This is a genomic window from Streptomyces aurantiacus JA 4570, from assembly GCF_000414115.1.
Classification (GTDB): Bacteria; Actinomycetota; Actinomycetes; order Streptomycetales; family Streptomycetaceae; genus Streptomyces; species Streptomyces aurantiacus_A.
Window position 1 is genome coordinate 1 of the sequence record NZ_AOPZ01000427.1, and the last position, 8,333, is coordinate 8,333.

General features: G+C 73.1%; 8 protein-coding genes and 1 pseudogene. 8 read left to right on the forward strand and 1 reads right to left on the reverse strand.

The genetic code is table 11. From position 1 onward, the window contains the following. The 5 genes and pseudogenes from STRAU_RS33060 to STRAU_RS33080 all read left to right on the forward strand — a co-directional run. Positions 1-385: pseudogene (locus STRAU_RS33060) on the forward strand (ATP-binding protein); the annotation flags it as partial. Between the two features lie 158 nt (positions 386-543). Next, the gene (locus STRAU_RS33065) at positions 544-978 is read left to right on the forward strand and encodes a roadblock/LC7 domain-containing protein (RefSeq protein ID WP_016644771.1); all 435 of its coding nucleotides are present in this window, start codon (positions 544-546) and stop codon (positions 976-978) included. 2 nt (positions 979-980) lie between these two features. Further along, on the forward strand, positions 981-1,352 hold the full coding sequence (locus STRAU_RS33070; protein WP_016644772.1) for a DUF742 domain-containing protein: 372 nt from the start codon (positions 981-983) through the stop codon (positions 1,350-1,352). Beyond that, complete coding sequence (locus STRAU_RS33075; protein ID WP_016644773.1) at positions 1,330-1,929, forward strand: GTP-binding protein; 600 nt, start codon at positions 1,330-1,332, stop codon at positions 1,927-1,929. Before STRAU_RS33070 ends, STRAU_RS33075 begins: the two co-directional genes overlap by 23 nt. A 33-nt stretch (positions 1,930-1,962) precedes the next feature. Then, complete coding sequence (locus STRAU_RS33080) at positions 1,963-2,535, forward strand: GAF domain-containing protein (RefSeq protein ID WP_016644774.1); 573 nt, start codon at positions 1,963-1,965, stop codon at positions 2,533-2,535. Positions 2,536-2,546: 11 nt separating this feature from the next. Here the strand turns inward: STRAU_RS33080 and STRAU_RS33085 are convergent, their stop codons facing one another. Further along, complete coding sequence (locus STRAU_RS33085; protein ID WP_016644778.1) at positions 2,547-4,460, reverse strand: DUF2264 domain-containing protein; 1,914 nt, start codon at positions 4,458-4,460, stop codon at positions 2,547-2,549. A gap of 111 nt (positions 4,461-4,571) precedes the next feature. Here STRAU_RS33085 and STRAU_RS33090 point away from each other — a divergent pair, with 111 nt between their 5' ends. The 3 genes from STRAU_RS33090 to STRAU_RS33100 all read left to right on the forward strand — a co-directional run bounded on the left by STRAU_RS33090 (position 4,572) and on the right by STRAU_RS33100 (position 8,276). Then, on the forward strand, positions 4,572-5,819 hold the full coding sequence (locus tag STRAU_RS33090; RefSeq protein WP_016644775.1) for a Gfo/Idh/MocA family protein: 1,248 nt from the start codon (positions 4,572-4,574) through the stop codon (positions 5,817-5,819). A 162-nt stretch (positions 5,820-5,981) separates the two neighbouring features. Further along, positions 5,982-7,010: an L-threonine 3-dehydrogenase gene (gene tdh, locus STRAU_RS33095; RefSeq protein WP_016644776.1), complete on the forward strand. Its 1,029-nt coding sequence runs from the start codon at positions 5,982-5,984 to the stop codon at positions 7,008-7,010. A 57-nt stretch (positions 7,011-7,067) separates the two neighbouring features. Then, positions 7,068-8,276: a glycine C-acetyltransferase gene (locus STRAU_RS33100; RefSeq protein ID WP_016644777.1), complete on the forward strand. Its 1,209-nt coding sequence runs from the start codon at positions 7,068-7,070 to the stop codon at positions 8,274-8,276. Positions 8,277-8,333 lie beyond the last annotated feature (57 nt).

Sequence of the window (8,333 nt, forward strand, 5' to 3'; positions counted from 1 at the left end):
CCCCCTGCCCGTCCGCGGCTCCCGGGCCGACCGGCCCACCCCCGCCGAAGCCCTGCCCGGCATCCGGCCCGAGGACCGGCAGAGCGCCGTCGAGCACACCGCCACACCGCCGGTGCCCCGCAACGGCGCCGTGCGCGGGCGGGTCGGCAGACCGCAGCTGCCCAGGCGCCGCGCCCAGGAACACCTCGCGCCCCAGCTGCGCGACGCCCGCGCCCCCCGCGTCGACGAGGAGCACGTCGGCCACGACCCGGGGCTGATGGCCGCCTTCCAGCGCGGCATCGGGCTGGCGCAGGCGGCCGAGGCCCGCGAAACCCCCTACGAACGCGAAGCCGGTGCGAGCCCGGGACCCGGCGACGGCACCGGCCGCGGCGACCAGGGCGGCTGACCGCGGCGGCCCGGCCGACCGCTGCCGGCTCCCGTCGGCGTGGCGGCCGCGACGGCCGTGGCACCGCAGGGGCGACCGATCGCACCACCCCCACCCCGTCTGCCCCGGGCAGACCCCGAGCACTTCGAGAACCCCGTACTTCAAGGAGTCGATCCACCATGGCGAGCGATGCGCCGACCGGCCAGGTATCCGATCTCGACTGGCTGATGAGCGGCCTCGTGCAGCGCGTGCCGCACACTCACAGCGCCGTGCTGCTCTCCTGCGACGGACTCGTGAAGTCGGTCCACGGCCTCGACCCGGACAGCGCCGACCACATGGCGGCGCTGGCGTCGGGGCTCTACTCCCTCGGGCGCAGCGCGGGAGTCCGGTTCGGGGACGGCGGGGACGTGCGTCAGGTGGTCGTGGAACTCGACTCCACGCTGCTCTTCGTGTCCACGGCGGGCTCGGGCACCTGTCTGGCCGTCCTCGCCGGGCGCGAGGCGGACGCCGCGGTCCTCGGGTACGAAATGGCGATGCTCGTGAAGAGCGTGCGCCCCTACCTGGTCACAGCGCCCCGCCAGCCGGCCGTCGAGCCCGCGTCGATGAGGCACTGAGCGTGGGGGCCCCGCACGACGGGCCATGGCTCGACGATGCCGCGGGGCGGCTTATCCGCCCCTACACGGTCAGCGACGGACGCACCAGACCGACGGCACAGCTGGACCTGCTGTCCCAGGTGCGGGCGACCGGAACCGTCCCGGCCGGCTACATCGGCCCCGAGCACGCGCTCGCGCTCGGCATGTGCGAGGCCCCCACGTCCGTCGCGGAGATCGCCGCCCAGCTCAAGCTGCCGGCCGTGGTCACCAAGGTGATCCTGTCCGACCTCGTCGACTGCGGGGCGATCACCACGAGAGCCCCGGACTTCTACCACAACCCAACTGACCGGTCCCTGTTGGAGGCAGTGCTCGATGGACTACGACGACAGCTCTGACCCCTTCCCCACCGCGCTGAAGATCCTCGTCGCGGGCGGGTTCGGGGTCGGCAAGACGACCTTCGTGGGCGCGGTCAGCGAGATCGCGCCGCTGAGCACGGAGGAGTTGCTCACCACGGTCAGCGAGGCCACCGACGACCTGTCCGGCGTGGAGCACAAGACCACGACGACCGTCGCCATGGACTTCGGCCGGATCACCCTCGACCCGGAGCACGTGCTGTACCTCTTCGGCACCCCCGGCCAGGAACGGTTCTGGTTCATGTGGGACGAACTGTCCGAGGGGGCCCTCGGCGCGGTGATCCTCGCCGACACCCGGCGCCTGGAGGACTGCTTCGCCGCCGTCGACTTCTTCGAACAGCGCGGCATGGGGTTCATCGTCGCCATCAACGAGTTCGACGGCTCCTACCGCTACGAGCCCGAGGAAGTGCGCGCCGCCATCGACCTGGACCCGCAGGTGCCGGTCGTCCAGTGCGACGCGCGCATCTCCAGCTCCGGCATCCAGACGCTCCTCACCCTCGTACGCCACCTGCTCGCCCACGCGCCCGCCGCACCCACCTACGGAGCCCGCACCCCATGAACCCTGGACCACGCCGATGACGGGAGCACGCCGATGACGTACGAGGCGACCGGCCGGCTGCTGCTGACCCCGGTCGACAAGGAGGCCCCGGCACGGGTCCGACGGCTGCGGGAGCTGGGGCTGGGGGAGCGGTGCGAGCCCGGGCTCGACGCCTTCGCCGACCGGCTCGCGCGGGTCATGGACGCGCCCTACGCGATGGTCAACTTCATCGACGAGGAACGGCAGTTCTTCGCCGGACTGCACGCCCCGACGCCTGTGGACGAGGACGCGGAGCCGCCGGCCGGCGCCCTCGGGCGGCATATGGCGCGCGAGCGCGGCTACTGCCCGCACGTGGTGGTGCGAGGCAAGGCGCTGGTCCTGGAGGACGTGAGCGACTACCCGCGATTCGCGGGCAACCCCGTCGTCGACGAGATGGGGATCCGGTCCTACCTGGGCGCGCCGCTCACCGACCGCGCCGGGTTCGTGCTCGGCACGGTGTGCGTCGCCGACGTGCGGCCGCGGCCGTGGGGGCGCGCCGGGCTCGACACGATCAAGGCGATGGCGGCCGAACTGGCCGAACACGTCCGGCGCCGCGAGGACGACGGGGACCTGGCCGCCCCGCTGTGAACCCGGTTCCGTCAGAGGGCGAGTTCTTCGCCGTCGGGGAACGTGATCCGGACCGTGCCGTCGCGCACCGCGCAGCCGATGGCCTCCTTGAGGGCGCGCGGCCGGGCGTCGTCGCGCGTGAGCACGATCAGGGTGACGTGGACGCTCCCGCCGCCCGGGTGATCGCGCGTCGACAGGTACGGCGTGGCCGAGTGCGGGCCATAGGCGTTGGCCTCGACTTCGCGGACCACGTCCGCCCCACCCTCCGCACCCTCCTCTCCGGCCCAGCCGTACAGCCCCACCACCGCGCTCGTCAGCCCGGCCTCCGTGCGGGCGAGGGCCCAGCCCGGACCGCGCTCGACGTACGGCGGCGTCCGGTCCGCCACCGCGTAGCCGCCCTCCCGGACCGTCGCGCCCCGAGGCGCCCGCACCCGGTGCACGCGGATCTCCCACGGGCCGTACAGCGCGCTGGTGGTGAGGATCGGGTACGTGTCGTCGGTGCCGGGGAAACAGGCGTCGTGGCGGGACGACGCCGTGCGGCCCGCGCAGGTCAGCGGGTGGATACGGCGGCGGCGCGAGGCGGTGCCGTCCGGGGCGAGCAGCGCCAGGTGGCCGTCCGTGGCGCGCTCCCACGCGCGCGGGGCGGTCTCCGGGGCCGTCGCCGTGGAGTAGCCGAACTTGGCGTAGTGCGGGTCGTCGGTGGCCGGGCCCTCCAACGGATTGTGGTCGCTGCCGTGGTTGACGAGGCGGACGATGCCGTCGTGGCGGGTGCCGTGCAGCAGCCAGCCGGGGCGGGGGAGCGCCGTGTACTGGTCGGACTCCTCGACAGGCAGCGGGAGTTCGCGGTCCGTCCACACCGGATGGCCGGCGGGCAGGAGCAGGCCGAGGAAGCCCTTGCTCGCCCAGTACGGTGACGCCGGCCCCGAATACGCCTGTGTCGACGGCAGATGGGTGCCGTACCAGCCGAGCGGCAGCAGCCCGCGCTCGTCGGGGACGCCGCGCTCCACGAAGTGCCGGGCCGTGCCGGAGGCGAGCCGCCGGGTCAGGCCGGGCGCGAGCGGCGAGCAGTCCGCGAGGGCGCCCATCCACACCGGCGCGGTCGCCGCGAAGCGGTACGTGAGGGAGCGGCCCTGGTGCACGGGCGCGCCGTCCGCTCCGAAGAAGTGCGGGTAGGTGCCCAGGAATTGGGCCAGGCGCTCGCGGTAGACCTCGCCGCGGCCGCCGTCGCCGTCCGGGCCCGCCATCCGTGCCCACAGCAGCGGGTAGAGGTGCATGGCCCAGCCGTTGTAGTAGTCGAAGTTGCGGCCGTCGCCGTCGCTGTACCAGCCGTCGCCGCGGTACCAGTCCTCGACGCGGTCCAGGCCCGCCTCGATGTCGGACCGGCTGTGCGGCGCGCCCACGGAGGCGAGGAACTGCTCGGACACCACCTGGAAGAGGCGCCAGTTGTTGTCCCAGGTGCGGGCGCCGACGAAGCCGGAGAACCAGTCGACGACCCGCTCCCGCGTCCGGCTGTCGAGGCGGTCCCAGATCCACGGCCGCGTCTCGTGCAGGCCGATCGCGACGGACGCGGCCTCCACCATCTGCTGGGAGCAGTCCGCGAGTTCGGGCCAGGTCTCGCCGTCGGCGCCACGGCGGCCACGGTCCGTGCCCGCCGCCAGACCGGTCGCGTAGCGCTCCACCAGCGCCGGGTCCACGTCGCCGCCCGCTCCCGCGATCCGGAAGGCGGCCAGCAGGAACGACCGCGCGAACCCTTCCAGACCGTCCGAGGCGACCCCCGACCAACTCCCGCGCCCCGGCAGCCGGTACTGCGCGAAGCGCGGCGTGGCGTACGGGACAAGGGCCGCCAACTGCCGGTCGGCCAGCGCCTCCCAGTGCGCGCGGGTCCAGCCGGTCAGGGGCGAGCGGACCCGATCGGCGGGGGGGAGCGCGAGATGCGGTGGGGTCATGGCGGGATGGTAAGCGATTACTACGCTGGGGGGACCGTCGTCGGGCAAGGCCCTCACGCCGTACGCCCGTCCGCGACCCCGCCCTGTACGTCCGCCCCACGAAAGGCCCCCATGACCGACCTCCGTCTCGGCGTCCTCGGCTATGGACTGCGCGGCTCCCTCGCCCGCGTCGCCCACCGGCCCGGCGCGGGATCCCGCGTCACCGCGGTCGCCGACCACGACCCCGCGGCCCGCGCGGCCGCCGCCGCGGCGTTCCCCGGCGCCCGGATATCCGCCGACCACCGCGAGGTCGTCGGGGACCCGGACGTCGACGCCGTCGTCGTCCTCACCCCCGACCACACCCACGCCGAGCTCACCCTCGAGACGCTGCGCGAGGGCAAGCCGGTGTGCGTGGAGAAGCCGCTCGCCACCGACGTGGAGGCGTGCGACGCGATCCTGCGCGCCGCGTACGACACCGGCACCCGGCTGTACGTCGGGCACAACATGCGCCACATGCCCGTGGTCCGGCTGATGCGCGACATCATCGGGCGCGGCGAGATCGGCGAGGTCAAGACGGTCTGGGTGCGCCACTTCGTCGGGTACGGCGGCGACTGGTACTTCAAGGACTGGCACGCCGAACGCCGGTACACCACCGGCCTGTTGATCCAGAAGGCCGCCCACGACATCGACGTGCTGCACTGGCTCGCGGGCGGCTGGACCCGGCAGGTGCAGGCGCTCGGCGACCTCATGGTCTACGGCGCCAATCCGCACCGCCGCGCGCCCGGCGAGCCCAAGGCCGACGACTGGTACACCGAGGACGGCCACTGGCCGCCGGGCACCCAGCGCGCCCTCAACCCCGTCATCGACGTCGAGGACGTGTCCCTCGTCAACATGCGCCTCGACAACGGGGTGCTGGCCGCCTACCAGCAGTGCCACTTCACGCCCGACTACTGGCGCAACTACACCGTCATCGGCGACGCGGGCCGCCTGGAGAACTTCGGCGACGGCCCCGGGGGAGTCGTCAGGGTCTGGAACACGCGCCGCTCGACGCACCGCGCGGAGGGCGACGCCGAGTACGCCGTGCCGGACGTCCAGGACGAAGGTGGTCACGGCGGCGCGGACCCGCTCCTCGTCGACGAGTTCCTGCGCTTCGTACGCGACGGCGGGCCCACCGACACCTCGCCGGTGGCCGCGCGGATGGCCGTCGCCGCCGGGGCACGGGCCACGGATTCGCTGCGGGACGGCGGGGCGCCGCGCGAGGTGCCGCCGCTCGATCCGGAGCTGGTCGGCTACTTCGACCGGGGGCAGGTGCGCCAGGCCGACGAGGGCAGTGCGCGGGGCGGAGCGGACCCGGCCGCGGGCGGTCCGCCTGCGGTCTGAAGGAAAGCTGCGGCAGCGCTTAAGAAATCCTCGATGGACCAGCGACGCGGCGTACGGAAGATTGCTGTGCGTCGGTGTGCGACCGGTGTGGGCCACCGGGACGCGACGTACGCGAGAGGTACGGGACGCCGCCACCCCCAGAGGCACGACAGGAGTCGTCGCGTGAAGGCGCTGGTCAAGGAGAAAGCGGAGCCCGGGCTCCGCCTGATGGACGTCCCGGAGCCGGAGATCGGCCCCGGCGACGTCCTGATCAAGGTGCTGCGCACCGGGATCTGCGGAACCGATCTGCACATCCGGGCCTGGGACGGCTGGGCGCAGCAGACCATCGAGGCGCCCCTGATCGTCGGCCACGAGTTCGTGGGGGAGGTCGTCGAGACCGGCCGCGACGTCGCGGACATCAAGGCCGGCGACCGGGTGAGCGGCGAGGGCCACCTGGTCTGCGGCAAGTGCCGCAACTGTCAGGCCGGACGGCGCCACCTGTGCCGCGCCACGGTCGGCCTGGGCGTCGGTCGCGACGGCGCGTTCGCGGAGTACGTCGCGCTGCCCGCCTCCAACGTGTGGGTGCACCGGGTGCCGGTGGACCTCGACGTCGCGGCGATCTTCGACCCGTTCGGCAACGCCGTGCACACCGCCCTGTCCTTCCCGCTGGTCGGCGAGGACGTCCTGATCACCGGCGCGGGGCCGATCGGCCTGATGGCCGCGGCCGTCGCCAAGCACGCGGGGGCCCGCAACGTCGTCATCACCGACGTCAGTGAGGAGCGCCTGCAGCTCGCCCGCAAGACCGGTGTGAGCCTCGCCCTCAACGTCGCCGAGTCGACCATCGCCGACGGCCAGCGCGAGCTCGGCCTGCGCGAGGGCTTCGACGTCGGCCTGGAGATGTCCGGCAACCCGCGCGCGATGCGCGACATGGTCGCCAACATGACCCACGGCGGCAAGATCGCCATGCTCGGCCTGCCCGCCGAGGAGTTCGCCGTCGACTGGGCCCGGATCGTCACCTCGATGATCACCATCAAGGGCATCTACGGCCGCGAGATGTTCGAGACCTGGTACGCCATGTCGGTGCTGCTCGAAGGCGGCCTCGACCTCGCGCCCGTGATCACAGGACGGTACGGGTACCGCGAATTCCAGGAGGCCTTCGACGACGCGGCGAGCGGCCGCGGCGGCAAGGTCATCCTCGACTGGACCGTCTGACCCGCCCACGGCTCCCGCAGCTCCCGCCCACTTCCTGAACTCCCGAAGGACTCCCTGATGTTCGACTCCGTACGCGACGACATCGCCGCCACCCTCGACGAGATCCGCGCCGCCGGCCTGCACAAGCCCGAGCGCGTCATCGGCACCCCGCAGTCCGCGACGGTCGGTGTCACCGGGGGCGGCCGCCCCGGTGAGGTACTGAACTTCTGCGCGAACAACTACCTCGGGCTCGCCGACCACCCCGAGGTGATCGCCGCCGCGCACGAGGCGCTCGACCGGTGGGGCTACGGCATGGCGTCCGTCCGCTTCATCTGCGGCACCCAGGAGGTGCACAAGGAACTGGAGGCGCGGCTGTCCTCCTTCCTCGGCCAGGAGGACACGATCCTCTACTCCTCCTGCTTCGACGCCAACGGCGGCGTCTTCGAGACCCTCCTCGGCCCCGAGGACGCGGTGATCTCCGACGCCCTCAACCACGCCTCGATCATCGACGGCATCCGCCTGTCCAAGGCCCGCCGCTTCCGCTACGCCAACCGCGACCTCGCCGACCTGGAGAAGCAGCTCAAGGAGGCCACCGAGGGCGGCGCCCGGCGCAAGCTCGTCGTCACCGACGGCGTCTTCTCCATGGACGGGTACGTCGCGCCGCTCGCCGAGATCTGCGACCTGGCCGAGCGGTACGACGCCATGGTGATGGTCGACGACTCGCACGCTGTCGGCTTCGTCGGCCCCGGCGGCCGGGGCACGCCCGAGCTGCACGGCGTCATGGACCGCGTCGACATCATCACCGGCACGCTCGGCAAGGCGCTCGGCGGTGCCTCCGGCGGCTATGTCGCCGCGCGCGCCGAGATCGTCGCGCTGCTGCGCCAGCGGTCCCGCCCCTACCTGTTCTCCAACACCCTCGCCCCGGCGATCGCGGCGGCCTCCCTCAAGGTCCTCGACCTGCTCGAGTCCGCCGGGGACCTGCGGGAGCGGCTCGCGGCGAACACCGCGCTGTTCCGGTCCCGGATGGCCGAGGAGGGCTTCGATGTGCTGCCCGGGGACCACGCGATCGCCCCCGTCATGATCGGGGACGCCGCGGTGGCCGGGCGCATGGCCGAGCTGCTCCTCGAGCGGGGCGTATACGTGATCGGCTTCTCGTACCCCGTGGTGCCGCAGGGGCAGGCCCGCATCCGGGTGCAGCTGTCGGCGGCGCACTCCACGGAGGACGTCCACCGGGCGGTGGACGCGTTTGTTGCGGCTCGGGCCGAGCTGGAGGGTGCGCGCGCGTAGGCCGCGGTATCTGGGGCGGAGCCCAGGAAGGGCGGGTGGGTGGGGAAAAGCCCGTCC

Coding starts and splice junctions, on each gene's coding strand:
- STRAU_RS33100 (WP_016644777.1), top strand. CDS start 7,068: ATGTTCGACTCCGTACGCGACGACATCGCCGCCACCCTCGACGAGATC.
- STRAU_RS33085 (WP_016644778.1), bottom strand. CDS start 4,460: ATGACCCCACCGCATCTCGCGCTCCCCCCCGCCGATCGGGTCCGCTCG.
- STRAU_RS33065 (WP_016644771.1), top strand. CDS start 544: ATGGCGAGCGATGCGCCGACCGGCCAGGTATCCGATCTCGACTGGCTG.
- STRAU_RS33090 (WP_016644775.1), top strand. CDS start 4,572: ATGACCGACCTCCGTCTCGGCGTCCTCGGCTATGGACTGCGCGGCTCC.
- STRAU_RS33075 (WP_016644773.1), top strand. CDS start 1,330: ATGGACTACGACGACAGCTCTGACCCCTTCCCCACCGCGCTGAAGATC.
- STRAU_RS33080 (WP_016644774.1), top strand. CDS start 1,963: ATGACGTACGAGGCGACCGGCCGGCTGCTGCTGACCCCGGTCGACAAG.